Genomic DNA, 24,771 nt, shown 5'->3' on the forward strand with positions numbered 1-24,771 from the left:
CGCCATCGCGCGAACCCAGAGGTACGGGGGGAACCTCGGGCTTACCGCGCCGCCGATGACCAGTCGGCTCACTCCCTACAGCGCCGGGCCCCGCAAAAGTGTCACACCGTGTGTCAACGTGCGGATGTGGTACCTGTCACGCCGCCCGCGGCGCTGTCGGCGCCGCCTCCCGTGCCGGTGTCCGCCGGGAGCGGGGATGCACTCGCGCCGCCCGAGTCACCGGAGCCGCCGGTGTCCGAACCGCCCGTGTCGTCGCCGGGTACCTGCGGATGCCCGCCGCCGCCCGAGTGGTCGCCGCCACCGTCGTCACCGTCACCCGGCCCACCGCCGGGAGGGCCGCCTTGGCCGCCGCCGTCCCCCGGCTGACTGCTGCCGCCGGAGTCGCCGTACTGGGCGCAGAACTTGCGGACCACGGTGCGGCCGCCCGCCGCCCGCTCCAGCTTCCTGCGGTCGTCCGCCTTCAGCTTGTCGGCGGTGTAGGCCTTGCACAGGGCCATGGCGATGGCCTCCTTGCGGCCGTCGCCCTCCTGCGGATCCTTGCCGTACTTGTGGTCGCGCCGCTTGTCCTTGCGGCCGTGCTCGTCGTCCTTGCCGTGCTCGCCGTGCTTGCCGTGCTTGCCGTCACCGCCGGAGTCGGCCAGGTCCCTGGGGTCGCCTGGCTTCCCGGAGTCCGGCCGGTCGCCGCCGTCCCGTCTGCTGTCCCCGCCCTTGCGCTTGCCCGGGTCGTGCTCGTCGCCCGCGGAGTCGCGGCCCTCGGTGCCCCGGTCGCCGGGGCCGCGGGTCCCGGGGCCCACCCCGCTGGGAGCGGGCACCGGGGAGACGGTGGCGGTGGGGGAACCACCGCTGGAGAAGGGGGTGGGCAGGACTCCCGTACCGGCCGCGACCGCCACTCCGCCGAGGGCGCAGCCCGCGACGGCGACGGCGAATCCGGCCCGCAGGGGTCTGCCCGTCAACACGTACCGGGCACGCCCGCCTCTGCGTTCGGAGCCGCCCGGGCCGGGTCTCGGTCCCGACGCGTTCCCGGCAACTCCCGGAGCACCACCGCCCGTTGCCCGTACCGGCGCGCCGACCGCACCCGTACGCCTCAGCGAGAGGCGAGCCGCACGGAACGCTTCCAGCGCGGCGGCCTCTCCGGGCAACTCCCCTTCCTGCGCGGCGTACACCGGTTCGGATGCACCCCCGGCCCCTTCCCCAGCGGCCTCCGGGCCCCCGGCGGCAAAGGCCCGGTCCGGCGTCGCGGCTCCCGGGCCGGGCCCGGCAGGCGTCGCGGCTCCCGGGCCGGCGGGCGTGGACGGTGCGGAGCCGGTGGTGTTCTCCCCGGCGGACGCGTCGGATGCGGCAGAGGCGGAGCCTGGCGCCGCACCCGGCTGCGCGGATCCCCCGGTCGCCGGGCCGGTGCGGCCGGGCGGCGTGGCGTGGGCGGCGGCGAGTTCGTCGAGCGCGGAGGCCAGCCGGACGGCGGTGCGCCGGTCGGCGTCGCGCAGCCACCGGCCGCCCGCCGCCCGTACCGCGGCGCGGCGCGGTCCCGCAGGGCCGCCGCGCGGGCCGGAGCCGGAAGGCGTGCCGGTGCTGTCGCCGCCGCTGCGGCCGGTTCTCCCGGTGGCACGTTCGGGCCCGTCGCCTTCGTCGTCGGCCGTGCGGCCGGCCGCAGCGGAGCCGGGGGGTCCGTCGGGCCCGGTGGATGCCTGCGGGGAAGCGGAACCCGGGCGGGCGCCCTCGTCGGCCCGGGGGTCGACCGGGAGACCGCACAGCAACCGCTCCGCGATCTCTTCGTCCAGCCAGGTGTACCGGTCGTCCGCCATCACGTTTCCCTCAGCGTTCGTGTGGCTTTATGCGTCACACCACGCGTCATACCGCGCGCCCTGCCCTTCGCCGCTCCCCCGCCCGGCCTGGGCTTGGGGGTGCGGCCACCCGTCCCGCCGACGGGGTCCTCCACCGAGCTGCCGCCGGCGGTGCCCGCGGTGCCCTCGGGGGCGTGCTCGTCCAGGAGTTCGGCGAGCTTGCGCAGGCCCCGGTGTGCGGCGGTGCGTACCGCTCCGGAGCGTTTGCCGAGCACCTGTGCGGTGCTCTTGGCGTCGAGCCCGACCACGACGCGCAGCACCACGGCCTCGGCCTGGTCACGGGGGAGCTGCGATATGAGGGCCATGGTGCTGCTGGTGCCCAGGGCCTCCAGCGCCTCGTCGGCGGTGTCGGCGCCCGCCGGCAGGCCGGCCAGCTCGCTCTCGTCACCGCCGACGGCGGGCCTGCGGCCCCGCATCCGCAGGTGGTCGAGGGCCCGATTGCGGGCGATCCGGGCGGCCCAGCCGCGGAACCGGTCGGCGTCGCCGGCGAACCGGGGCAGGTCGCGGGCGATCTGCAACCACGCCTCGGAGGCGACGTCCTCGGCATCGGCTTCGGGCACGAGGGTGCGCACGTAGCCGAGCAGGCGCGGGTGGACACCGCGGTAGACGGTGCGGAAGGCGGTCTCGTCCCCCTCCTGCGCCGCGCGTACCGCAGCGGTCAGCTCCGCGTCGTCCCCCTGCACGCTCGTGTCTCGCCCCACTCCGCGAAGGTCCCAGTGCCGTGCGCCACCGCGCGGGTCCGCGTACCGCCACCTGCGTCTGTACGCGATCGGGCTGCCGGGTTCGGTCGTCCCGGCGCGGCGCGAGGAGCACGCTAAGGCCAAGTGTGCACGCTCGTCCATGCCGGAGGGAGGGGTGGGGGCGGCGGTGCGCGGTGCGTGAGGGCGTGGTCGCCCGCGGTCAGCGTGCCGAGTTCGGGGCGGTGCGCCACGGCCCCGACATGACGGCGTAACACATTGCGGGGCCACGACGCTGAGGGGAGTACGGGCAAGCCGCTGGCGTAGTGAGCCCGTATCCGACGGCGGCCGGGGTCTCTCCTGTGGGGGGTGGCGACCCCGGTCGTCTTCGTCGTACAGCGGTCTTCGACCTGTGACGTCAGGGCGTACTCCCCGCCTTCGCGACCAACCGCGTGACCAACGCGGCGAGCGCCTCATCCGCTCCCCTCCGGACCGATGCGCCGGACAGTACCGGCCGCCGGCTTGCGGGCCCCTTCGACCCGGCGCTTTTCCGTACTGGGCCACGGTGTATCCAGGCGAGCGGTACCTCACGTTCGCGGAGACCCGCACGGGGTTCTCCCCCGCGTCCAGGTCGTTGGTGGCCTTGCTGTGCCGCCAGTCGTGGAGACGGAACCTTCCGGGAAGGTGCAGCCGTTTCCTGGTGGTGCGCCACCGGGCGCCGGCCCGACCAGCCTCCTGCGGTCCTCCGGGCGTGATCCCGTCCTCGCGTAACCGTACGGGTGATGGGCGCCCCGGCGGAGGAGCGCGGCGGCGGCAGGGCCCTGCTGCTGGACACCGGGGCCTTCGACGGGTGGACGCGGCGATGACGGTGCACCCCGTTCCATGTGGCCGGCTTCCGCTCCTTGACGCTGGGCACCCTGGACGTCACGTTCACGGACCGCGCCGCGCAACCCCGGCCTCAACCCGCACGAGGGCCGGAACGCCGCGGACGCGCTCGCCGTGGCACAGGGCGCGCTCGGGCTGCTGCGCCGTCAACTCCCGCCCAGTGGCGGGCACACGGTGTCACCATCTCGGCCGGTGACGCGCCGAACGTCGTCTCCGAACACGCCACGGCGGAACACGGGATACGGGCGCTGCGGGCCGAGGACCTGCGGGAGCTGCGCGCCCGCGTCGAGGCGTGCTTCTGCGCCGGCGCCCTGGCCACCGGCTGCGAGGTCACCCCGGAGCGGCCCGAGCCCGACCGCCTCGACTTCCGCGGCGACCCCGGGCTGCCGGCCCTGTGGGAGGCCGGCTCCCGTGCGCTGGGCCGCCCCGAGCCCGTGACCCGCGAGCCCTTCGCCTGCACGGACATGGGCAACGTCTCCCACGCCGTACCCTCCCCGCACCCGGTCCTGACCCTGCTCGACGTCCCCCACGTTCTCGACACCAGCGCAGACACGGGCGCAGACAGCAGCGCAGACACCTGCGCACCGCACGAACCCGCCTTCGCCGAGGCGGCCGTGGGCCCGGCCGCCGAACGCGCCTGCTGGGCGGCGCCGTGGCGATGGCCTGGACGGTCGCCGACCTGGCACACGGCAGGACGGCACCCGGACGCACGACCCAAGAAGGTGCCGAGGGCAGGTGAGTTGACGCGACAGGTGGTACTCGGAAGGCTTCGTGTGAGGCATGCTGTTGGGGTTGATCGTCACAGCTGTCACGGGGGGAGTACGCCGTTCCATGTGGTCTCAACTGCTTCGCCTCAGCAGAAGGCGGCGTGCTCAGGATCCCGACGGGGGCGCGGACGGCGACGGGCAGCGGCCTTCGACGGGAATGCTGGCGGTGATCCTCACCCTGCTCTGCACCCTCCTGAGCCTGGCCTTCGTCCTCAGCGTCCAGGCCGCCCCCGGCTGGGACACGGGCTCGCTGGTCGTCGCCGTCGTCACCTGCCTGACCACGCTGCTCGTCGCCCTCAACGCGATCCGGGACTACGCGCTCTCCCAGTTCCTCCTCGCGACCGCCGTGGCACTCGCCGTCGCCGCCGGAGCAGGAGGGGCGCTGCACTTCGGCATGGACTCCCGGCCGGACGACGTCAACGTCGAGGCCCGGCTGCGAGGCGGCGACAGCATGGGTCCCGGCGACGAGGCGAAGGCCACCGTCCCCGTCCGCCCGACGAGCGGCGAACTGCGGCTGCGCTTCACCGTCACCAACGAGTCGTCCGGCACGCCCTGCCTGTCCATCAGCACCCTCGCCGTCAGCGACGGCTCCGACGTATACCTCGCCGAACTGGAGAAGACCACCGAAGTGACGGTCTCCGTCGACGAGTCGGACCCCGAGGTCTCCCTCACGCTCCGCCTGCAAGGAGCCGAAGGCCAGCCCCTCGCGGCCGGCTGCCGCGTCTCCCTGGAGCCGGAACGCGCCGTCTACGTCTGACGACGGCCCCGGCCCAGGCCGCAACCGAGCCGAGGGGACCAGCCCTGGCCCCGGTCCCCGCCCCAGCCCCGGCACCGCCCGAACCGCCCCTCCCCGTCCGGCCTCCCGGCCCGATGTCTTCTCTGCGCGAGCCCGCGCACCACTGGGCCGCCGGTCCGTACTCGGCGCGCCGCCCGCCTGCACCTCGGGCGGCGACGACGGCAAGGGCTCGCGGCCGGCCACCGGGAAAGCCGGCTCCACCGCGCAGCATGCCCCGTCGCTCGCCGACCAGAAGACGCTGCCCGTCGGGCTCAAGAAAGGTCAGCCGGGCTTCAGCACGAAGAACAACGACGTGTGCGAGGGCTTCGAGGCCGACCTCGCCGAAGAGCTGGCGGGGTAGGCGAAGTGCGCGGCCGACTACCGCGACATCCCCTCGCTGCGCCGCGAGGAGATATTGCGGGACCAGACCGCCGATCAGCCGCCGTACTTGCTTTGACGGGCCGCAGCGTCGAGCTTCGCCGGCATCGACTTGGTGGGCGTCGTTCTCACGGCGTCGGACCGCTTCGTGGTCCTGCGGCGCGGGCGTAGCGGGCGGCGAGGTCGGCGAACGCGGTGGCCAGCCGGGGTGGGTCGATGACCTCGATGTCGGCGTCGAAGCTGCCGAGGGCCGCGGCGAGCCCGGTCCAGGACCAGGAGCCGAGGGTGAGCCGGCAGCGGTGGGGGCCGAGTTCCTCGACGATTCCGTCCTGGGCGAAGGGCGCGACGTCGGCGGCCGGCAGGTGGAGAACGACCTGGCCCAGGCAGGGCCAGTCGGTGGCGGTGCCGTCGTTGCCGCGGAACCGGCTGGTGACGAAGGTGGAGACGTCGCCGCCGGGGAGCTCGCGAGGGGTGAAGCGCGGACCGGTGGGGGTGCGGGGGTGGATGCGGTCGACGCGGAAGATGCGCCAGTCCTCGCGGTCGAGATCCCAGGCCACGAGGTACCAGCGATGGTGCCGGGCGACCAGGTGGTGGGGGTGGACGCGGCGGGGGTCTGCGGCAGAGGCGCTCGGGCCCGACGCGTAGTCGAGGCGCAGTTCCTCGCGAGCGTGGATGACGCGGCTCAGGTCCGTCAGGAGTCGGGCGTCGACCTGCGGGGTGTCACCGGCCGCAGGCGGCGGGACGGCCGTGACGCGCAACAGGTCGATGCGGTGCCGCAGGCGGGGCGGCAGGACCTGGCCGAGTGTGGCCAGAGCGCGGGCGGCGTCCTCAGCGACTGCGGTGCCGGTGGCGGCGGTCCGGAGCGCGACGGCCAGGGCGACGGCCTGGCCGTCGTCGAACAGCATGGGGGGCATGCGTGTGCCCGCCTCCAGCCGGTAGCCGCCGGCCGGTCCTTTGACGGTGTCGATCGGGTAGCCGAGTTCGCGCAGCCGGTCGATGTCGCGGCGCACGGTGCGTGAGGTGATGCCGAGGCGCTCGGCGAGGTCGTCGCCGGACCAGTCACGGTGCGTCTGAAGCAGCGAGAGCAGCGCGAGCAGGCGGGAGGACGTCTTCTGCATGCCACCACCCTCCACCGAGTACAGGACACAACCTGTCCGCTACCCCTGCCAGGGTGGCACACGAGCCGCCCGGGGACGCATCGCGCCTGGTCGCGGCAGCCGCCGACGTGGACGGTCAGCGGCGTATCCGTCACCTCGAGGCAAGGAGCAGGTCATGTCCGTCACGACTACGACTCATCTGAACTTCCGGGGCGCCGCACGTGAGGCGCTCGGCTTCTACCAGTCCGTCTTCGGCGGGCGTACTGCCATGGTCACCTACAAGGACACCGGCGCCGTGCAGAACGAGAGCGAGGCGGACTGGGTGATGTGGGGTGAGGTGGTCGGCGCCGACGGCTTCCACGTCATGGCCTACGACGTGCCCTCGCAACTGCCCTGGAACCAGGGCGAGAACCCCTTCTTCGTCTCCGTACGCGGTGACGACGCCGAGGAGATCAGCACCTTGTGGGGCAGGCTCGTCGAGGGCTCGACCGTGGTGCGCCCGCTGGAGCCTGCGCAGTGGGCGCCGCTGTACGGCATGCTCACCGACCGGTTCGGCGTCACCTGGGTCCTGGACGTCGCTGCCCCGTACAACGGCTGATCCGGCCGGCCCGAGGCGCCTAACGCCGTCCGGAGGGCCTCACCGGCGCTCCGGACGGCGCAGGTACCAGGCGCGAAGTACGCAGCACGTAGAGAAGCGGAAGAAGGCGGGCCACCGTGCGGAGGAGGAAGCTGGGACGGACCGGCATCGACGTCAGTGCCTACTGCCTGGGCACCGTGATGTTCGGCAAGATGGGCAACCCTGATCACGACGGTTGCGTGCGGATGAGGCACCGTGCGCTCGGGGCGGGCATCGACGTCGTCGACACCGCTGATGTCTACGGCTGCAGCGAGACCGGGGTGATCGTCGGAAAGGCCCTCAAGGGGCGCCGCGACGAGGTCGTGGGGGCAACCAAGTTCAGCGGGCAGATGAGCGAGGGCCCCAGCGGCACCCACGACCGTACCGCCCGCGCCCTGGCCATGGACGGCGAAGACCGCGCCTGCCGACGCGCCCTGGACGCAGCCGAGCACGCCCTCAGCACCGCCACCACAACCCCACCCGCGTGGTGCTCATGGATGAGCCCCGCGGTTATGTGATCTGCCAAGTCGCCTCAACCCTGAGCGTCTCAGGAGGGAGCCCGCCCAGCAGACGGGTCCTGCCTCGAGGGGCACGGTCAGGTGATCGAACTGGGACACTGGATCGGTGATCCGCACCGACCCCCCGATTCGCTTCCGCTTCGGACTGACTCCCTTGAAAAGGCTCGGGCCGTGGGGCCGCGAACATCCCCCGCACTGGTTCGGGCTCACCGACGGCTGGTACTGCATCGACCTCGACGGCCATGAGGTGCTGCGCTACTCCGAGCGCACTGTCCAGGAACTGCGGAACGGCAACGACGGCGGGCAACCGCATCCGTATGTGGATTACTACGTCGTCCGCCTGTGGGAGGACATGATCGCACTCGTGTCCGAGGCGATGGAACCGGTGCCGCCGGACCTGGTGGATGTCGCGGCCGACCTCTCGCCGGACTGGACGTGGCTCGACACGCCGGAGGCTGAGGCCGCATTGACCTGGTACAGCGCGGGCTCCCTGTACACGAGCTATCTGCGAATCGCCCCGCACATCCGCTGCTTGCGCACCGTCGTCGGTGAGGACGACACCGTAACCGTCACCTGGGAGCATCAGGCTGACCCGGAAGGCGTGATCGAGTTCGTCGGCCCGCAGACGGGCCGGGTGACCATGCCGACGAGCGAGTTCCTCGCGGCGGTGGCTGAACTCGACCGGGCGCTGTTGGCCGCGATGGACCGACGCATCAACGAAATGGAGGAGTCCGGTCCTGCGTCTGGTGTCGAATCGGCCGTCGAGCAGTTGCGCCGTGAGCACCGGGACCGGGCGACCTGGCTGCAGCGTGCGCGGGACCGCGAGCCGGGTACTGACTGGGACGCCGTACGGATCGGTGTGCGCATGCTCCTGGTCCCCGAGACAGCGGCGCAGGACTGGGCGGGGTAGAGGGCCAGGCGCTCGAAGACTCATTCAACCCGGCCACAAGGCTGCTGAGACACAAATAGGGAGCAACATGACCGCCGGCCTCTCCGTGGACTCCGGCCGCTGTTTCAGCGTCCTCGAAGAGCCCGGACCCGCGCTCCACCAGATCACCCAGGGCGTAGCACTCCTGCCCGCCGCATCGGTGCCACCGGCTGCACCCAGCAGATCAGCAACCTCACGCCGCACTTCGAGCGCCACCGCGGAGTACAAGGCGTAAGGCACCTCCTCCACGCCGCTGGGGCAGCAGCCTCACCCCGCCCCTGCACTGGGCCGACGACGACCCTGTCGGGCAGCAGCTGCTCCGCCGGTACCTCGCCGCCTACGGGCCCGCCACCAGCTCGGACCTCCGCGCCTGGTGCGGCCTCGCGGGGCTGCCCGCCGCCGTCGAGGCAGCACGGGAAGAACTGCTCGCCTTCCGCGACGAACAGGGCCGCGAACTGCTCGACCTGCCCGACGCCCCCGCCCGGACCCCGGTACGCCGGCCCCGGCGCGGTTCCTCCCCGCCTCGGCAACGCGATCCTCGGCTACGCGACGGGAGCCGCATCATCGACGCCCCCACCTCGGCCTGTCCGTCGCGGGCCACCGCACCGTCCTCGTCGAAGGGCGCGTCACCGCCGCCCGGGCCGTGCTCACCGGCTGCGCATCAGCCCCCCTCCGGCGCCTCACCGCCGCGGAGCAGGAAGCCGTCCGTGCGGAGGCCCAGGGCCTGGCCGCCTTCCTGGACGAGGACATCGAGCGCATCGCACTCGACGCCGGGAACTGACGCGCGAACGCTTCAGACCCGTCCTGCCGGACTGTTCCGCCCGTTGCCGCGCGGGGCCGCCGACGTCACGCGGTGGGGCTCATGTACGTGCGGGCCCACGTCTCGAAGGTGGTGAGGGGGATGCCGAGGTCTCGCGCGTACCGGGGGCGGCCGGGCTGGCCGGCCACGTTCAGGTACTCGTGGTGGGCGCCCGGCCCGGGCATCCCGGCTGCCCTGGCCTGCGCCTCGGTCATGTCAGGTGCTGACAGGCGCGTGCCCAGGGCCGCGGAGAGGACCTCGGCGATCTGCGTCATCGACAGATGGTCGCTCGCCAGCTCCAGTTCGACCTTGTGGAAGGTGTGCGGGTCTGCGAAGGCTGCCGCGGCTGCGGCTCCGATGTCGTCGACCGCGACCAGGGACAGCCGGGTCTCTGGGTTCAGGACGCTGACCAGGCCGCCCTCGACGCCACGGGGGAAGAGGAAGGCGCTGGAGGGGAGGAAGTTCTCCATGAAGAAGCCCGGCTTGAGAAGCGTCCAGTACGGGAAGCCCGCCGCGCGGACCAGCTCCTGGATCGCGGCCTTGGCCCCCAGCGTGCCCTCCATCGAGGCCCAGCGGCCCTCGGCCCAGCCGGGCGTCTCGACGTGCTGCCCGGCTCCGGTCACGGAGGTGTGCACGAACTGCGCCACACCGGCCTCCCGGGCGGCCTCGACGAGGTGGCGCGCCTGCGCCACCTCGCCCTCGAAGTCGAAGCCGTCCCCGGTCGCCGCGGGCATCTGCACGGAGAACACCGCACGGGCGCCCGCGGCGGCGCGGGCCAGGGACGCACGGTCGTCGAGGTCGCCGGTGACCAGTTCGGCCCCCAACTCCTCGACGGCCCCGGCCCGTGCTGTGGTGGCGTCGCGGACCAGGGCACGGACGGGACTCCCCGCGGCGAGCAAGGCGCGTGCGGTCGCGCCCCCTTGCTTGCCGGTGGCGCCGGTGACGAGCACGGGTGCTGCGGACGGGATCGGCATGGTCACTCCCGGGACAGTGAAACGGCGGGGGGCGCCGTTTCTTGCCCGCTACGATATGGCGGGCCCCGCCGTTTTGTGAACGAGTCCGGAGATGCTGCCATGCCCGCGCACAGGCGCGCCGACGCCCGCCGCAACTACCTCCGCGTCCTCGCGGTGGCGGAGGAGGAGATCGCCGCACGCGGCGCCGATGCGTCCTTCGAACAGATCGCGCGCACCGCGGGGGTCGGCTCGGCCACGGTGCGTCGGCACTTCCCCTCACGCCGGGCGCTGCTGGAGGCGGTCTCCCGCGAACGGGTCGAGGCCCTGCACACGCGCGCCCGCGACCTGGCGGACAGCCCCGGGACCGACCGGCAGGCCGTGCTGGTGGCCTGGCTCGAAGAGGTCGTCGCTTACTGCGTGCGAGCCCGCGAGCTGGCGATCGCCCTCTCCTACGACGGTTCCGCGCACGACAACAGCTGCGCGACGACCCTCCAGCAGGCAGCAGGGCCCCTGCTGGACGACGCCGTGCGGGACGGGGCCATGGACCCGGATGTCACAGCGGCCGACCTGATCACGCTGGTCGTCGGACTCGCGATGGCCACCGAACACCACCCCGACCCCGCCGCTTCGGCAAAGCGGCTGCTCCGGCTGGCGGCCAGGGGACTGAGCCCGCAGAACCCGCCACCGAGGGAGGCGGGCGGGGCGCGCGGTAGCGGCGCGAGCCGGGGAGGCGGCCCCCTCGTCTCCGTCGTCCGGTGAGGACAGTCTCCGTCCACCCGGTGGCGGTGCGGGCGGCCGCCTGCGCGGCTGCTCAGCCGACCTGGTCCACCAGCTTCACGAAGTCCTTCCAGGAGCGCTGCGGCTTCCGCGGGTCCCACAGCTTCTGAGCGGTCGCGGCGAGAGGCAGCCGGATACCGCGGGCGACCTGTGCGGGGGTCTGCGCGTCGGCGAGGTCGCCCCAGACGGCGAAGCGTCCGCCGACGATGCGGTCGGGCCCGGCGTACTTGTCAGGCACCGGCTCGGTGCCGCGGACCACGGCCGGGGTCCAGCTCGTGTAGATGCGTTCGCCCGTGGGGTAGGTGAAGTTGTTGGGCTGGCCGATGACGTAGTACAGGTACTCGTCGTTGAGGTTGACCACCTGCCACCCCTCCTTCAGGTACTCGGCGGGGTCCCGCTCCCCTTCCTCCCGGCCGGTCCAGTAGGCGACCTGGCGGGGCTTGGAGGGCTTGGCGACACCGCCGCGGTACATTCCGTCGTTCCACACCTGCGGCATCTTGTGGTGCTTGCGCAGGGTGGCGGCGCGGTCGTTGAGCCAGCCGGTGGTCAGGTCCTGGATCCTGGCCTTCTTGCCGAACCGGTCGCGGGCCGCCTCGGCCAGCCCCGGGTAGGTCTCCTCCGGGTTCTGCGACATCAGCGCGATGTACTCGTCGCCGCCGGCGTGCGCGTACTTGCCCGGGAAGAGGTCGGCGTACTCGCCGAGCAGGTCGTCGACGATCTTCGCGGCCTCCGGCTTGCTGATGTCGACGGTGCCGGCCGGCTTCTGTCCGCCCGCGCCGCGCAGCTGGAGGTCGGGGTGGGCGCGGATGACGGAGCCGAGGTGGCCGGGCGAGTCGATCTCCGGGACGACGGTGATGTGCCGGGAGGCGGCCAGCTTCACGATGTCCCGCACCTGGCCCTTGGTCAGGTGCGGGTCGGAGACGATCTCGGGGTGGGTGTCGCTCTCGACGCGGAAGGCCTGGTCGTCGGAGAGGTGGAGCTGGAGCTGGTTGAGCTTCTCGTCGCCCATCTCCCGGATGCGGGCCTTGATCCAGTCGGCGCTGAAGTCCTTGCGGGCGATGTCGAGGGAGAAGCCGCGCTGGGCGCGGTCCGGGGCGTCGTGGACGGTGCCCTCGGCGAAGCGGTGCTGGGCGCGGTAGGTCTGCAGCAGGGTGCGGGTACCGTAGAAGACGCCCGCGTCGCCGCCGCCGGTGACGGTGACCGTGCCGTCGCGGCTGGTGAGGGCGTAGGCTTCGCCGCCGCCCTTGACATCCTTGCCGCGCTTGAGTTCGACGTCGCCGGTGCGGGCGGGACCGTCCGCCACCTTCACATCCAGCGCGTCGGCGAGCAGCGCGGCCTCGTCCTTGAGCGAGTCGGTCGAGGTGACCACCCGGGTGTACTTGGTGCGCTCCCAGCCGGATCCGCGTACCGCCTTCCACTCCCTCACGGAGGGGACGGCGACGGGGGCGGGACCGACGCGGTCGGGGCCCTTGGGGGGCGGGGGCTGGGAGCCGCCGCCGGACGGGGAGGGCGAGCTCCCGCCGCCGTCGCCCCCGCCGCAGCCGGTCAGGGCGAGCAGGCCGACGGCGAGCCCGACGGCCAGCGCCCTGCCGCGGGCGCCGGCGGCCGCGGTACCGGTGGCGGCACCGGCCGTTCCAGCGGCGGACCGTTCGAGCTTTCTTCGCCAGTTTCGTCCCATACGAATACGGTATTTCCCCTTTCCGGCTGTCCCCCGTCAGCTATGCGTTCCCGCGCGTTCCCTTCCGGGTGAAAAACACGGGCGGGACGGTCGATCTTTCCCCGTCCGCCACTACGGTGTCGAAATCCAGACCACCGACATCGCGATCCAACCCGGGATCCTTCGGACTCCACGGAGCGCATGAGTCTTCCCACGCCCCAGCAGACGCAGGTACGTACGCCTTTGGACCGGCTGAACCGGGCGGCCGCCCGAAAGGCCGAAACCGTCCTGCTGAGCTGCTGCGGCAGCCGCCGCTGGGCCCGGCGCCTCACCGCCCACCGACCGTATCCGGACGTGGAGGCACTCCTCGCGGCGGCCGACGAGGCCAGCTACGACCTGTCCCCCGCCGACCTGCGCGAGGCCCTGGCCGGCGAGCCGGCCGCGCACCCGCTGGAGGCCGAACCGAAACCGGGAGTCCTCGCCGCGCACACCGCGCTGCGGGCCGCCCACCGCGCGTACGAGCGCAAGTTCGGGCACGCCTTTCTCTTCTGCCTGGACGGGTTCGCGGTGGAGGAGCGGCTCGATCACGTTCTGGCGGGCATCAGGACACGGCTGGACAACGACATGGACGAGGAGTGGGCGGTCACCGCGGAGGAGCTGCGCCGGCTGGCCCGGGGACGGCTGGGCCGGCTGGCGACCAGCGGCAGCACCACGCGGACGTGGCGCCGCTCACACCGCAGGTAGGCCGTCCGTGCCTGATTGATCACACCTGCACACCCCTGGGCGAAGGTGCCGACACGGCGTCGCTACGATGACTGAGGCCGGAGGACCGTACCCGGCCGGGCCCGCCCGACCTCCCAAAGCCGGCAGGCCCCAATGTCCGCTCCCGGAGGGTTTTTCCGTGCCGGCTGGAACGCTGTACCGCGGCCGGGAAGGAATGTGGTCCTGGGTGGCTCACCGAGTCACCGGCGTCCTCATCTTCTTCTTCCTGTTCGTGCACGTCCTCGACACCGCGCTCGTCCGCGTGTCGCCCGAGGCGTACGACGACACCATCGCGATCTACAAGACGCCCCTCGTCAACTTGATGGAGTACGGCCTGGTGGCCGCCATCCTCTTCCACGCGCTGAACGGCCTGCGGGTCATCGCCGTGGACTTCTGGTCGAAGGGTGCGAGGAACCAGAAGCGCATGCTCTGGGCCGTGATGACCGTGTGGATCATCCTCATGGCCGCTGCCTTCTACCCGGTCCTGCAGCACACGCTGCGCGAGCTGTTCGGGAGCTGATGCGTGATGTCGACGACCGAGACGACCGAGACCGCGAACGGTGGGACCACCGAGCCCACCGACGACGTGGCGCTGTTCGACGTGGACCACCCCGCCCCCGTCATCGAGCCGCCCCGCAAGCGGACCGCGAAGACGCCCAAGGCGTCCCGCGGCAACTTCGAGATGCAGACGTGGCTGTTCATGCGCCTGTCGGGCATCGTGCTGGTGGTGCTCGTGCTGGGCCACCTGCTGATCCAGCTGGTGCTGGACGGCGGCGTCAGCAAGATCGGGTTCGCCTTCGTGGCGGGCCGCTGGGCCTCGCCGTTCTGGCAGGTGTGGGACCTGGCGATGCTCTGGCTGGCCATGCTGCACGGCGCCAACGGGCTGCGCACGGTGATCAACGACTACGCCGAGCGCGACAACACCCGCTTCTGGCTGAAGATGCTGCTGTACGTGGCCACCGTCTTCACCGTCCTGCTGGGCACGCTGGTGATCTTCACCTTCGACCCGAACATCCGCTGACGCACCGGGGCTGAAGGCTGAGGTTTTCCCGATGAGCAACGTGAACAACGTCCAGATCCACAAGTACGACACCGTCATCGTCGGCGCGGGCGGCGCGGGCATGCGTGCGGCCATCGAGTCCACCAAGCGCAGCCGCACCGCCGTGCTGACCAAGCTGTACCCGACCCGCTCGCACACCGGTGCGGCGCAGGGCGGCATGGCGGCGGCCCTCGCCAACGTCGAGGACGACAACTGGGAGTGGCACACCTTCGACACGATCAAGGGCGGTGACTACCTGGTCGACCAGGACGCCGCCGAGATCCTGGCGAAGGAGGCCATCGACTCCGTCCTCGACCTGGAGAAGATGGGCCTGCCCTTCAACCGCACCCCGCAGGGCAGGATCGACCAGCGGCGGTTCGGCGGGCACTCCCGCAACCACGGCGAGGCCCCGGTGCGCCGCTCCTGCTACGCGGCGGACCGCACGGGCCACATGATCCTCCAGACGCTGTACCAGAACTGCGTCAAGGAGGGCGTGGAGTTCTTCAACGAGTTCTACGTCCTGGACCTGCTGCTGAACGAGGACGAGGGCGTCCGCAAGACCGCCGGCGTCGTCGCCTACGAGCTGGCCACCGGAGACGTGCACATCTTCCAGGCCAAGGCCGTGGTCTTCGCCTCGGGCGGCAACGGCAAGTTCTTCAAGGTCACCTCCAACGCGCACACCCTCACCGGTGACGGGCAGGCCGCCGCGTTCCGGCGCGGGCTGCCGCTGGAGGACATGGAGTTCTTCCAGTTCCACCCGACCGGCATCTGGAAGATGGGCATCCTGCTGACGGAGGGCGCCCGCGGTGAGGGCGGCATCCTCCGCAACAAGGACGGCGAGCGCTTCATGGAGAAGTACGCGCCCGTCATGAAGGACCTGGCCTCCCGCGACGTCGTCTCCCGCGCGATCTACACCGAGATCCGCGAGGGCCGGGGCTGCGGCCCCGAGGGCGACCACGTCTACCTGGACCTCACCCACCTGCCGCCGGAGCAGCTGGATGCCAAGCTGCCGGACATCACCGAGTTCGCCCGCACCTACCTGGGCATCGAGCCGTACACCGACCCGGTGCCGATCCAGCCGACCGCGCACTACGCGATGGGCGGCATCCCCACCAACGTGCAGGGCGAGGTGCTGTCGGACAACACCACGCCGGTCCCCGGCCTGTACGCGGCGGGCGAGGTGGCCTGCGTCTCGGTGCACGGCGCCAACCGGCTGGGCACCAACTCGCTGCTGGACATCAACGTCTTCGGCCGCCGGGCGGGCATCGCCGCCGCCGAGTACGCGGCGACCGCCGACCACGTCGAGCTGCCCGAGGTGCCGGCGAAGTTCGTGCTGGACGAGATCGAGAACCTGCGGGACGCCACCGGCAGCGAGCGCGTGGTCGAGATCCGCCGGGCGCTCCAGGAGTGCATGGACAAGAACGTCATGGTCTTCCGTACGGAGCAGACGCTGAAGGAGGCCGTCGAGGAGATCGGCGCCCTGCGCAAGCGCTACCGCGACATCAGCGTCCAGGACAAGGGCAAGCGGTTCAACACCGACCTGCTGGAGGCCCTCGAACTGGGCAACCTGCTGGACCTGGCCGAGGTCACCGCGGTCTCCGCGCTGGCCCGCAAGGAGTCGCGCGGCGGTCACTACCGCGAGGACTTCCCCAACCGCGACGACGTCAACTTCATGCGGCACACCATGGCGTACCGCGAGGTGGGCGACGACGGTGCCGAGTCGATCCGGCTGGACTACAAGCCGGTCGTGCAGACCCGCTACCAGCCGATGGAGCGTAAGTACTGATGCTGCAACCCCTCGGGGGACATCCCCCGGACCCCCGGCCGGAGGCGGCGGCGCGGCCCGCTGCTCCGCTGCCCCGCGTCGGCACTTCCGCATCGCCACACGTCGTCAGGAGGAACGCGTGAGCACCGCAACGCTGGAAAAGAACGACTCCGGCTCTCCCTCGGGCGCCGCGGACAGCGGTGCCACGCACCAGATCACCGTGACGCTGCGGATCCGCCGGTTCAACCCGGAGGTGTCCGACGAGCCGCAGTGGCAGGACTTCACCCTGGAGATCGACCCGAAGGAGCGCGTCCTGGACGCGCTGCACAAGATCAAGTGGGAGATCGACGGGACGCTGACGTTCCGCCGCTCCTGCGCGCACGGCATCTGCGGTTCGGACGCCATGCGGATCAACGGGCGCAACCGGCTCGCCTGCAAGACCCTGATCAAGGACATCGGCCCCGAGAAGCCGATCACCGTCGAGGCCATCAAGGGCCTCACGGTCCTCAAGGACCTGGTGGTCGACATGGACCCGTTCTTCCAGGCGTACCGGGACGTCATGCCGTTCCTGATCACCAGCGGCAACGAGCCGACCCGGGAGCGCTACCAGTCCGCTGAGGACCGCGAACGCTTCGACGACACCACCAAGTGCATCCTGTGCGCCGCGTGCACGTCGTCCTGCCCGGTCTTCTGGAACGACGGCCAGTACTTCGGCCCCGCGGCCATCGTCAACGCCCACCGGTTCATCTTCGACTCCCGCGACGAGGCCGGTGAGCAGCGGCTGGAGATCCTCAACGACAAGGACGGGGTGTGGCGCTGCCGCACCACCTTCAACTGCACGGACGCCTGCCCGCGCGGCATCGAGGTCACCAAGGCCATCCAGGAGGTGAAGCGAGCGCTGATCACGCGCCGCTTCTGAGCTTCCACACATCACGGCTGAGCGCCGGGCCCGCTTCTCGGGGCCCGGCGCTCAGCCGTGTGCCGCTGCAACTGCCGTGTGTCCGGCGCGCCCGTTCCGGGGCGGGGGTGTCGGAGGTGAGGGAAGAGGCAGGAGGGTGCCCGGGGGTCAGGAGACCTGGTGGTGGACGAAGGCCAGGGAGGCGGTGAAGAGGTCTTCCACGTCGTCCGGGGCGGCGCCGTACCAGGCGTGGTCGGCGTCGGGGACGAGGCGGAGCTCGGCGGAGGCGCCGGCCTGGTGGAGGGCTGCTGTCAGGTCCTCGCTGTGGGTGCGGTCCACCATCACGTCCCGCGCGCCGTGCACCAGGAAGAACGGCGGCGCCTGGTCGTGCACCTGCCGCAACGGGCTGGCGGCGCGGGCGAGTTCGGGTACCGAGGCCGGTGCGGCTCCCAGCAGCCGGGCCTCGGGGGTCGCGGGCGCCTCCGGGGAGAAGCCGCCCCGCGCGGCGGTCAGGTCGGCGGGGCCGTACCAGACGACGGCGCCCGCCAAGGGCGGCTCACGGTGGGTCAGCGCCAGCAGCGAAGCCAGGTGCCCGCCCGCGGAGTCGCCCCAGGCCACGGTGCGGGCGGTGTCGATGCCGAGCTCGGCGGAGCGGACGGTCAGCCAGCGCAGGGCGGTCCGCAGGTCCTCCAGCGGGGCGGGGAAGCGGGCCTCGCCACTGAGCCGGTAGTCGACGCAGGCGACCGCGCACCCGGTGGCCGCGATCCGGGCGAACGGGCCCGGCCGCCAGTCACGGGTGCGCAGCCCCATGTCGTCCCGCCGCCCCCGCAGCCACGCCCCTCCGTGCACGAAGAGCACCACGGGTACGGGCCCGGCGCCGTCGTCCGCCGCCCGGGCGGGCAGCCACAGGTCGGCCTCCAGCGGGCGGCCTCCGTCGGGCACGGCGTAGGGGACGCCGCGCAGCAGCCGGACGCCGTCGTCGAGGACCGCGCCGGGCGGGAGCGGGGCGCTGTCCGGGTGCGGGGCCTGGATCGCTGCGAGCAGGGCCGGGTCGAGGGGGCTCACGTCGTTCTCCACTGGTGGTCGGGCAGGAAGCGCACGTCGTACTGCTCGGGCACGGTGTGGAAGGTCTCCGGTGCCGGTACGACCGGCTCGTGCGGGACGCCATGGCGCTCGGTGGGCTCCCCCATGGTCTCGAAGAACCGCTCGAAGGTGCCGCCGGGGCCCGCGGCGACGCCGACGATCCGAGTGTGATGGCGCTCCATCCGGTAGGCGTGCGGGCAGTTCCTGGGCACGAACCCGAAGTCGCCCGGCGTCAGCACGCGTTCCTGCTGCTCGCCCTCGGTGTCCTCGACGAAGAGGCGGACCGCGCCGTGGGTGACGTAGAAGACCTCGTAGGTGTCGGAGTGCACGTGGGCAGGGATGAGGTCGCCCTTGGGCCCCTCGACGGTGAAGAAGTTGAAGAGGCCCTCCGTCTGCTCGGCGCCCGCGTAGACGGTGATCAGGTCACCGAACAGGTGGGCGCGGTCCCCCTCGCCCTGCTCGACGACGTACGGCCTGCCCGGGTCGGGCGGGATGGCGGAAGCGCGGCGGTGGCGGGTGGCGAATTCGGCGGTCATGGGGGCCTCCGGCGGCGGGGACGGACAGCACGGACGATCACATGTCAGGTAGCCTGACGTTTTTCCGGTACCCTGCCACAGCGCCCCGTCACCGGGCAACCACCCGCCAACCGCCCCCACACAGGTCACGGGCGGGCCTCGCCGGCGCGGACGGGCGGGGCACGCCTCGTCGTGCGCCGCACGGGGACGGGACCGGATACGCCATCGGCGATATGCCCGCCGCCGGCACGGCGGGGCGCCTAGCGTGCGCCTCATGCCGCCCGCCTCCGCCTCCGCCGCCGCAGCCGACGCCGCCGCCCCCGCCTCCGGGGTCCGACCGCTGCGCACCCGCGACTTCCGCCTACTGTTCACCGGCCGCGCCCTCTCCCTGCTCGGCGACGCCGTCGTCCCCACCGCGCTGAGCCTCGCCGTGCTGCGGGCCACCGGGTCCACGGCGGCGCTCGCCCTCGTCATGGGCTGCGCGATGGTGCCCAAACTGGTGCTGCTGCCCGTGGGCGGAGTCCTCGCGGACCGCTTCCGTGCCCGGACCGTCGCCCTGGTCACCGACCTCCTGCGGTGCGCCTCCCAACTGCTGGTCGGGCTGCAACTGCTCGGCGGTGAACCCTCTTTGACGGTGCTGTGCGTCGCCGAGGCCGTCGGCGGCGCGGCCTCCGCCTTCGCGATGCCCTGCCTGTACCCCCTGGTGGCGGGCACCGTCCGGGAAGCGGGGCGGCAACGGGCCAACGCGCTGATCGCCACCGCCGAGAGCGCCGCCAGACTCGGCGGCCCCGCCCTCGCCGGTCTCCTCGTCCTCACCGCAGGACCGGGCTGGGCCTTCGTGCTGGACGCGGCCACCTTCGCCGTCAGCGCCTGCCTGCTGACGCTGCTGCGGGTGGCGCACGTGCCGCTGCCCAAGCGTGCGTTCCGCGCCGACCTCGCCGAGGGCTGGAGCGAGGTCGTCGGCCGCGCCTGGTACTGGCCCAGCCTGCTGGCGCACGCCGTGCACAACGTGGCCATCGCCATGCTGCTCGTCCTGGGCCCGGCCGTCGCGGTGGAGCGGCTGGGCGGCGAGGGCGTCTGGGTGGCCGTCGTGCAGGCGGGCGGGGTAGGGCTGTTGATCGGCAACGCCTGCGCCTCCCGCATCCACCCGCGCCGCCCCGTGCTGACGGTGAACCTGCTCGGCCCGCTGTTCTGCCTGCCCCTCGCCCTGTTCGCCGCCGCCGCACCCGCCCCCTGGACCGTCACCTCGTACGGGGTGGCCATGGCGGGCCTCGGCTACCTCAACCCGACCTGGCAGACGACGGTGCAGAACGCCGTCCCGCCGACCGCGCTGGCCCGGGTCACCTCCTACGACTGGCTGCTCTCGCTGGCCGCCATGCCGGTCGGCTACACCCTCGGCCCGTGGGCGGCGTCCCGGTGGGGTTCCGGAGTCCCGCTGACGGTGGCAGCCGTTCTGGCAGCCGCCGGAGCGGTGACGGCTGCGGTCCCGGCGGTACGGCACTTCACGCCGGGCGCCCCGACGGCGCCCGACGCCGACGCCCGCACGACGGATGCCGATACCCGAACGACTCGCACAGACACCCACGGAGCCGACACGGACACCCGCGCGGCTGACGCGGATGTCCTGGCGGCCGATGTCGATGGCCGGGCGGCCGACGTAGACAGTCAGGGAGCCGACGTCGACGGTCGGGCGGCAGGCCCACCCGGCGCCGCCTCACCCGGGCAGCCACCCGGACCGATCTGAGCCGGACCGTCGACCCACGGCCAGCTTCGGTCGGCCCCGGTCGACTCCGACTGGATCCCCGTCAGCCCCGGCCGACACCGGCCTGACCCTGCCTGACCCGGTCGGCCCCTAACGGTCCCTGCCGCCCCAACGAGCCCAGAAGCCCCAGTGACTACAGAAGCCACAGTCGCCCCGGCTGGGCGGTGTCGGACCCAGCCGGACCGTGCTCGTCGTGCGCCGCACCGTCATCGGGATCGCCGTTCACCGACCCTCCGGCCTCCGGCCTTGCCCGGCCACCGACATCCGGGCGTCCGTCCCCGTCCCCCGGCCGAAGCGCCCCGGCCACCTACTGGCCCATCGGCGCACCGCCCCCGCCGGAGAGCCGGACGGACGGCCCCGGGCTGCGGGCGGCAGGGCGGCAGGGCGGCAGGGCGGCAGGGCGGCAGGGCGGCAGGGCGGCAGGGCGGCAGGGCGACCGTAGGCACCGGACGGCCAGGTCCGGACAGCCACAGGCACCAGACGAGTGCGGCGAGCTGACAGCCGAAGGGCCACAGGCCCCGGACAACCAGGGAGCCCCCGTGGACGCGGGCACCGGACAGCCGCGAGCGCCGGACGGCCGCAGGCACCCAGACGATGGCAGGCGGCAGGCAGCCGCCGGGTACCGAACGACCGTCGGCACCGGACCGGCCCGGGGGCCGCTTGCGGTGGGTCCGCAGGTGCCCCTTTTCGTGGGGCGCGGAAGCGGTTGCGTATCGTGCGCCGGATGGGACGCATGCGGAACCTACGGACGACGGCAGCCGCGGCCCTGACCGTGGCCCTCGCCGCGGCGGGCTGCGCGAGTGGCGGCGAGGGCGGGGCGGCCGAGCCCGCCAAGCCCTCGGGGCGGGACGGGGTGCACTTCGAGACGGACCGCGCCCGCGCCCTCGCGGACCAGCCCGTGACCGTACGGCTGAAGGGGCTCGCTCCGGGCACCCGTGTCACCGTGCTCGCGCGGGCGAAGGACCAGCGGGGCCAGGAGTGGGCGGCGACGGTGGCCCGTACCGCCGACGGCAAGGGCACCGTCGACCTGGGCGAGGACGGCACCGGCAAGCTGCTGGAGAGCATGCTGCCCACGGGCGGGCGCGAGGCCCGCACGATCGGCAGCGGGAACGCGTTCTCCTACCATCCCGGCTCGCCCGGCGAACAGCGCGGCTACTCGGTGCGCTTCACCGCGACCGCCGCGTCGGGAGCGCACAAGGGGGAGCGCCTCGCCCGCCGCGACCTGGTCCGCGAGTGGCTGACGAAGGGCACCACGCACCGGAAGCTGACCGTGGCCAGGAACAAGGTCGCCGGGGACCTGTACCTGCCGCCCGAGGGCGGTGACCGCAAGGCGCCCGTCCTGGTGTTCGGCGGCTCCGAGGGCGGCAACGCCGGCACCTACACGGCGGCGCTGCTGGCCTCGCGCGGGCACCCGGCGATGTCGGTGTGCTACTTCGACTGCGGCAGGGGCTCCGGCCGCCCGAACGGCATCGACGCCATCGACCTCGACTACTTCACCCGCGCCGGTGAGCTGCTGCGCAAACAGGAGGGGGCCGACCCGGACCGGCTGGCCGTCATGGGCAACTCGCGGGGCAGCGAGGCCGCGCAGTTGCTGGGGCAGCGGCGGCCCGAGGTCTTCCACGACGTGATCGCGTACGCGCCCTCCTCCGACGTCAACGGCCCGTACCGGAGCGGTACCACCGCGTGGACGGATCACGGGAGGCCCGTCCCCACCGGCCCCATCCCGCTCGACCGCGTGCGCGGAACCGTGCTGACGGTCGCGGGCGGCAACGACAAGATGTGGGGCTCGCAGGCCTCGGCGGGGCGGATGGCCGGGCAGGGAGCGAAGAAGCTCGTCTACCCGGGCGCCGGCCACCACGTGAACTGGTTCCCGCTCGCCCAGCCCGGTCAGGAGGGGGGCGCGAACGGGGCGGTCACCAGCACCTCCCGCGCCGACCAGGAAGCCCGCGCCGACTCGTGGCCGCAGGTGCTGAAGCTGCTGAAGTGACCGCGCCGCGGCCCGCATCCGTCCACGGGACACGGTTTCACGTCGGAGTGTCCGGACGACGGTCCGCCGCCGAGCCGCCGGTGCGCGGCTGCTCCCCCGCCGGGCGGGACCACCACACCCCCTCGCCCCGGGTGAGCCCCGGCAGGGCCTGACGTGCGGCGGCGTCGTTGCGGGCGGGAAGGGTGCCGGTGAGGGAGCACACCTGGTCGCCCGCCGTCGTGTCGGTGAGGGAGGCGGCGAGGGTGGCCAGCACGCCCGTCACGTGGGCCAGGGCGCCGCGCGGTACCTCCGCTTCGAAGGCGTGGTACGGCTCGTACACGCGGGTGCCGGCCCGCTGAAGCGCCCGCGCCGCCACCAGCCGCGTCAGGCCGCGGAAGTCGCTCGCGGTGCTGAGGGGGCCGGCGAAGCCCGAACGCACCAGCGTGACCACGCAGTCGGTGACCTCCCATCCGTGCGGGCCGGTGCGCAGCGCGCGGTGCACCGTCTCCTCGATCGCCCGGTGGAACGCGTACGGGAGGGCGCCCAACTCGGTCTCGTACCGGAAGGCGACGCCGCTCCCCCACGGGCCGGGCGCCACGCGCAGGCCGACGGTGGCCCAGTGGCCGTCGGCTGCCGGGGCGTGGCGACCGCGGTCGCCGATCCCGTCGGCCGCCTCCCCGGTGCCCACCGGGCGCTCCCGGCACAGCGTGCGGGAGCGCTCGAAGACCGCCTCGATGCCGTGCTCCTGGGCGAGGGTGGCGCCGACGATCTGCTTCTGCACCTCCCCGTACAGCAGCACGGAGGTGGCGCCGTCGGGTTCCGGCCTCGCGTGCAGGAGCGGGTCCTCGTCGGCCATCCGCAGCAGCGCCGTACGGAGCCGGGACGCGGCCGCGGGCCCGGGCTCGGCGGGGCGCACGACCGACTGGAGCGTGGGCGGGGCGAAGTGCGTACCGCGGGCGCGCGGATCGTCGCCCGTGCCGACGGTGTCACCGACGCGCACCCGTGCCAGTCCGCGGATCCGCCCGATCTCGCCGGCCCGCAGCAGCGCGGGGGTCCGGTCGGGCGCGCCGATCACCTCCAGCGAGGTGATGCGCCCGTCGTGCTCCTCCAGGTCGCCTCCAGCGGTACGCCGACGCAGCGTCAGGCGCTCACGCGGTGCCAGCGTCCCCGCGAACAGCCGTACGTACGCGAGGCGTTCACCCGAGGCACCGCTCTCCATCGCGAACACCGTCCCCCGGGGCCCGGCGGGCTCCCGGTCGCTGCTGCCCGCCTCTCCGGAAGCCGTCGCAGCGGAGTCCGCCACCACCGGGCCCGTCGCACCCGTGCTCGTGGCCGTGCTCGTGGCGGCCGTGCCGGCTCCCGCGCTGCCGTACTCGCCCCCGGCAGCGCCCGCGCCGTCGCACGCGGCGGGCAGCAGCCGGCCCATGCCCTCGGCGAGCGCGGCGACGCCCTCGCCGGTCAGTGCCGACCCGAAGTAGAGGGGGTGGGCCGCGCCGCGTGCGGTGTGGGCGGCGAGGGCTGCCGTCACCTCCCGCGCGGTGGGCGGCGGTCCGTCCACCACCCGGGCCAGCAGCCCCTCGTCCAGGTCGGCCAGCACCTCGGCGATGTCTGTGCGGGCGCCCGGATCGTCGTCCGGGCGCAGTGGCAGCGCCCGTGCCGAACGGGTTCCGGGGGCGTGGACGCGGTGGAGGGGGACCGCGTGGGGGGCCAGTTTCCGCCGCACCTCGCTCACCAGCGCGGCGGGCCGGGCCCCGGCGCGGTCGATCTTGTTGACGAACAGGAGCGTGGGCAGCCGCATCTCCCGCAGGGTCCGCATCAGCACCCTGGTCTGCGGCTGGAGGCCCTCCACTGCGGACAGGACGAGGACGGCGCCGTCCAGCACGTCCAGTGCCCGCTCCACCTCCGCGATGAAGTCGGCGTGTCCCGGGGTGTCGAGGAGATTGATCCGGGCGCCGCCCACCGTGAAGGACACGACGCCCGACCGGATGGTGATTCCGCGCTGCCGTTCGAGCGCGCCCGTGTCGGTCCGGGTGCTGCCCGCGTCGACGCTGCCGAGGACGGGGATCGCCCCCGCCTGGTGCAGCAGCCGCTCGGTCAGGCTGGTCTTTCCCGCGTCGACGTGCGCGAGGATGCCGATGTTGCGCACGCCGGTCCCGGCCTGCGGGTCGGGGTCGCGGTGGGTGGCGGTGTCAGCGTGGGTGGCGGTGTCAGCGTGGGTGGTGCCGGAGGTGGTGCGCGGGGTGCGGGACGCACGCTCGGTGCGCCCGCCGCGGGGTGCGGTCATGGGTACGGGAGTCCTCGAAGTCCGTCGGC

General features: G+C 73.0%; 19 protein-coding genes and 3 pseudogenes. 14 read left to right on the forward strand and 8 right to left on the reverse strand.

Annotated elements, in window-relative coordinates:
• Positions 1 to 113 precede the first annotated feature (113 nt).
• A complete protein-coding gene (locus H297_RS40130) occupies positions 114 to 1,802 on the reverse strand; it encodes a hypothetical protein (RefSeq protein ID WP_051351461.1) in 1,689 nt (562 codons plus the stop codon).
• A complete protein-coding gene (locus H297_RS0103850) occupies positions 1,802 to 2,524 on the reverse strand; it encodes an RNA polymerase sigma factor (RefSeq protein ID WP_027735973.1) in 723 nt (240 codons plus the stop codon). Before H297_RS0103850 ends, H297_RS40130 begins: the two co-directional genes overlap by 1 nt.
• A 761-nt stretch (positions 2,525 to 3,285) precedes the next feature.
• Between H297_RS0103850 and H297_RS43980 the strand changes: the two are divergent.
• Positions 3,286 to 4,142, forward strand: a pseudogene (locus tag H297_RS43980) (peptidase dimerization domain-containing protein); the annotation flags it as partial.
• 92 nt (positions 4,143 to 4,234) lie between these two features.
• Entirely contained in the window at positions 4,235 to 4,927 is a 693-nt protein-coding gene (locus tag H297_RS0103865) for a hypothetical protein (protein WP_158693634.1), read from the forward strand.
• Between the two features lie 524 nt (positions 4,928 to 5,451).
• Here H297_RS0103865 and H297_RS0103870 read toward each other — a convergent pair.
• Entirely contained in the window at positions 5,452 to 6,441 is a 990-nt protein-coding gene (locus H297_RS0103870; protein WP_027735976.1) for a WYL domain-containing protein, read from the reverse strand.
• A gap of 154 nt (positions 6,442 to 6,595) precedes the next feature.
• Here H297_RS0103870 and H297_RS0103875 point away from each other — a divergent pair, with 154 nt between their 5' ends.
• The 4 genes and pseudogenes from H297_RS0103875 to H297_RS41130 all read left to right on the forward strand — a co-directional run.
• Positions 6,596 to 7,018 carry a VOC family protein gene (locus H297_RS0103875; protein WP_027735977.1) on the forward strand — a complete coding sequence of 141 codons (423 nt, stop codon included), beginning with the start codon at positions 6,596 to 6,598 and terminating at the stop codon, positions 7,016 to 7,018.
• A 116-nt stretch (positions 7,019 to 7,134) separates the two neighbouring features.
• Positions 7,135 to 7,404 (forward strand): annotated as a pseudogene (locus H297_RS43985) (aldo/keto reductase); the annotation flags it as partial.
• A gap of 256 nt (positions 7,405 to 7,660) precedes the next feature.
• On the forward strand, positions 7,661 to 8,464 hold the full coding sequence (locus H297_RS34335; protein ID WP_486589387.1) for a DUF5984 family protein: 804 nt from the start codon (positions 7,661 to 7,663) through the stop codon (positions 8,462 to 8,464).
• 221 nt (positions 8,465 to 8,685) lie between these two features.
• Positions 8,686 to 9,263: pseudogene (locus tag H297_RS41130) on the forward strand (DNA glycosylase AlkZ-like family protein); the annotation flags it as partial.
• A 65-nt stretch (positions 9,264 to 9,328) separates the two neighbouring features.
• On the opposite strand, the gene H297_RS0103895 reads toward H297_RS41130, so the two are convergent.
• Entirely contained in the window at positions 9,329 to 10,255 is a 927-nt protein-coding gene (locus tag H297_RS0103895) for an NmrA family NAD(P)-binding protein (RefSeq protein WP_027735979.1), read from the reverse strand.
• A 99-nt stretch (positions 10,256 to 10,354) separates the two neighbouring features.
• Here H297_RS0103895 and H297_RS34340 point away from each other — a divergent pair, with 99 nt between their 5' ends.
• Complete coding sequence (locus H297_RS34340) at positions 10,355 to 10,993, forward strand: TetR/AcrR family transcriptional regulator (RefSeq protein WP_064744772.1); 639 nt, start codon at positions 10,355 to 10,357, stop codon at positions 10,991 to 10,993.
• 52 nt (positions 10,994 to 11,045) lie between these two features.
• Here H297_RS34340 and H297_RS34345 read toward each other — a convergent pair whose 3' ends face one another.
• Positions 11,046 to 12,689 (reverse strand): beta-N-acetylhexosaminidase, encoded by a 1,644-nt coding sequence (locus H297_RS34345; RefSeq protein WP_078513706.1) that lies wholly within the window; start codon positions 12,687 to 12,689, stop codon positions 11,046 to 11,048.
• Positions 12,690 to 12,869: 180 nt separating this feature from the next.
• Between H297_RS34345 and H297_RS34350 the strand changes: the two genes are divergently transcribed.
• The 5 genes from H297_RS34350 to H297_RS0103930 all read left to right on the forward strand — a co-directional run bounded on the left by H297_RS34350 (position 12,870) and on the right by H297_RS0103930 (position 17,153).
• Entirely contained in the window at positions 12,870 to 13,412 is a 543-nt protein-coding gene (locus H297_RS34350; protein WP_051351462.1) for a 2-oxo-4-hydroxy-4-carboxy-5-ureidoimidazoline decarboxylase, read from the forward strand.
• 157 nt (positions 13,413 to 13,569) lie between these two features.
• On the forward strand, positions 13,570 to 13,950 hold the full coding sequence (gene sdhC, locus H297_RS0103915) for a succinate dehydrogenase, cytochrome b556 subunit (protein WP_027735980.1): 381 nt from the start codon (positions 13,570 to 13,572) through the stop codon (positions 13,948 to 13,950).
• Between the two features lie 6 nt (positions 13,951 to 13,956).
• Positions 13,957 to 14,451, forward strand: a complete 495-nt coding sequence (locus tag H297_RS0103920) for a succinate dehydrogenase hydrophobic membrane anchor subunit (protein ID WP_027735981.1) — start codon at positions 13,957 to 13,959, stop codon at positions 14,449 to 14,451.
• A 31-nt stretch (positions 14,452 to 14,482) separates the two neighbouring features.
• Positions 14,483 to 16,255, forward strand: a complete 1,773-nt coding sequence (gene sdhA / locus H297_RS0103925) for a succinate dehydrogenase flavoprotein subunit (protein WP_037792576.1) — start codon at positions 14,483 to 14,485, stop codon at positions 16,253 to 16,255.
• Between the two features lie 118 nt (positions 16,256 to 16,373).
• Positions 16,374 to 17,153 (forward strand): succinate dehydrogenase iron-sulfur subunit, encoded by a 780-nt coding sequence (locus H297_RS0103930; RefSeq protein ID WP_027735983.1) that lies wholly within the window; start codon positions 16,374 to 16,376, stop codon positions 17,151 to 17,153.
• 147 nt (positions 17,154 to 17,300) lie between these two features.
• On the opposite strand, the gene H297_RS0103935 is transcribed toward H297_RS0103930, so the two are convergent.
• Together H297_RS0103935 and H297_RS0103940 are read right to left on the reverse strand one after the other, a co-directional pair.
• Positions 17,301 to 18,197, reverse strand: a complete 897-nt coding sequence (locus H297_RS0103935; protein ID WP_027735984.1) for an alpha/beta hydrolase — start codon at positions 18,195 to 18,197, stop codon at positions 17,301 to 17,303.
• Positions 18,194 to 18,751 carry a quercetin 2,3-dioxygenase gene (locus H297_RS0103940; protein WP_027735985.1) on the reverse strand — a complete coding sequence of 186 codons (558 nt, stop codon included), beginning with the start codon at positions 18,749 to 18,751 and terminating at the stop codon, positions 18,194 to 18,196. Before H297_RS0103940 ends, H297_RS0103935 begins: the two co-directional genes overlap by 4 nt.
• A gap of 253 nt (positions 18,752 to 19,004) precedes the next feature.
• Here H297_RS0103940 and H297_RS34355 point away from each other — a divergent pair, with 253 nt between their 5' ends.
• Positions 19,005 to 20,474 carry an MFS transporter gene (locus H297_RS34355; protein WP_486589388.1) on the forward strand — a complete coding sequence of 490 codons (1,470 nt, stop codon included), beginning with the start codon at positions 19,005 to 19,007 and terminating at the stop codon, positions 20,472 to 20,474.
• A gap of 742 nt (positions 20,475 to 21,216) precedes the next feature.
• Positions 21,217 to 22,479, forward strand: a complete 1,263-nt coding sequence (locus H297_RS0103950; RefSeq protein ID WP_051351463.1) for an acyl-CoA thioesterase/BAAT N-terminal domain-containing protein — start codon at positions 21,217 to 21,219, stop codon at positions 22,477 to 22,479.
• Between the two features lie 37 nt (positions 22,480 to 22,516).
• Here the strand turns inward: H297_RS0103950 and H297_RS0103955 are convergent, their stop codons facing one another.
• Positions 22,517 to 24,742 (reverse strand): elongation factor G, encoded by a 2,226-nt coding sequence (locus tag H297_RS0103955; protein ID WP_078513707.1) that lies wholly within the window; start codon positions 24,740 to 24,742, stop codon positions 22,517 to 22,519.
• Positions 24,743 to 24,771: the final 29 nt, after the last annotated feature.

Source organism: Streptomyces sp. CNT360 (genome assembly GCF_000424785.1).

What these genes read in the sequence shown, in the direction of transcription:
- H297_RS0103950 (WP_051351463.1), top strand. Translation starts at nt 21,217, where the DNA reads ATGGGACGCATGCGGAACCTACGGACGACGGCAGCCGCGGCCCTGACC.
- H297_RS34355 (WP_486589388.1), top strand. Translation starts at nt 19,005, where the DNA reads ATGCCGCCCGCCTCCGCCTCCGCCGCCGCAGCCGACGCCGCCGCCCCC.
- H297_RS0103940 (WP_027735985.1), bottom strand. Translation starts at nt 18,751, where the DNA reads ATGACCGCCGAATTCGCCACCCGCCACCGCCGCGCTTCCGCCATCCCG.
- H297_RS0103875 (WP_027735977.1), top strand. Translation starts at nt 6,596, where the DNA reads ATGTCCGTCACGACTACGACTCATCTGAACTTCCGGGGCGCCGCACGT.
- H297_RS34345 (WP_078513706.1), bottom strand. Translation starts at nt 12,689, where the DNA reads ATGGGACGAAACTGGCGAAGAAAGCTCGAACGGTCCGCCGCTGGAACG.
- H297_RS40130 (WP_051351461.1), bottom strand. Translation starts at nt 1,802, where the DNA reads ATGGCGGACGACCGGTACACCTGGCTGGACGAAGAGATCGCGGAGCGG.
- H297_RS0103920 (WP_027735981.1), top strand. Translation starts at nt 13,957, where the DNA reads ATGTCGACGACCGAGACGACCGAGACCGCGAACGGTGGGACCACCGAG.
- H297_RS0103895 (WP_027735979.1), bottom strand. Translation starts at nt 10,255, where the DNA reads ATGCCGATCCCGTCCGCAGCACCCGTGCTCGTCACCGGCGCCACCGGC.
- H297_RS0103955 (WP_078513707.1), bottom strand. Translation starts at nt 24,742, where the DNA reads ATGACCGCACCCCGCGGCGGGCGCACCGAGCGTGCGTCCCGCACCCCG.
- H297_RS34350 (WP_051351462.1), top strand. Translation starts at nt 12,870, where the DNA reads ATGAGTCTTCCCACGCCCCAGCAGACGCAGGTACGTACGCCTTTGGAC.
- sdhA (WP_037792576.1), top strand. Translation starts at nt 14,483, where the DNA reads ATGAGCAACGTGAACAACGTCCAGATCCACAAGTACGACACCGTCATC.
- H297_RS0103865 (WP_158693634.1), top strand. Translation starts at nt 4,235, where the DNA reads ATGTGGTCTCAACTGCTTCGCCTCAGCAGAAGGCGGCGTGCTCAGGAT.
- H297_RS0103870 (WP_027735976.1), bottom strand. Translation starts at nt 6,441, where the DNA reads ATGCAGAAGACGTCCTCCCGCCTGCTCGCGCTGCTCTCGCTGCTTCAG.
- H297_RS34340 (WP_064744772.1), top strand. Translation starts at nt 10,355, where the DNA reads ATGCCCGCGCACAGGCGCGCCGACGCCCGCCGCAACTACCTCCGCGTC.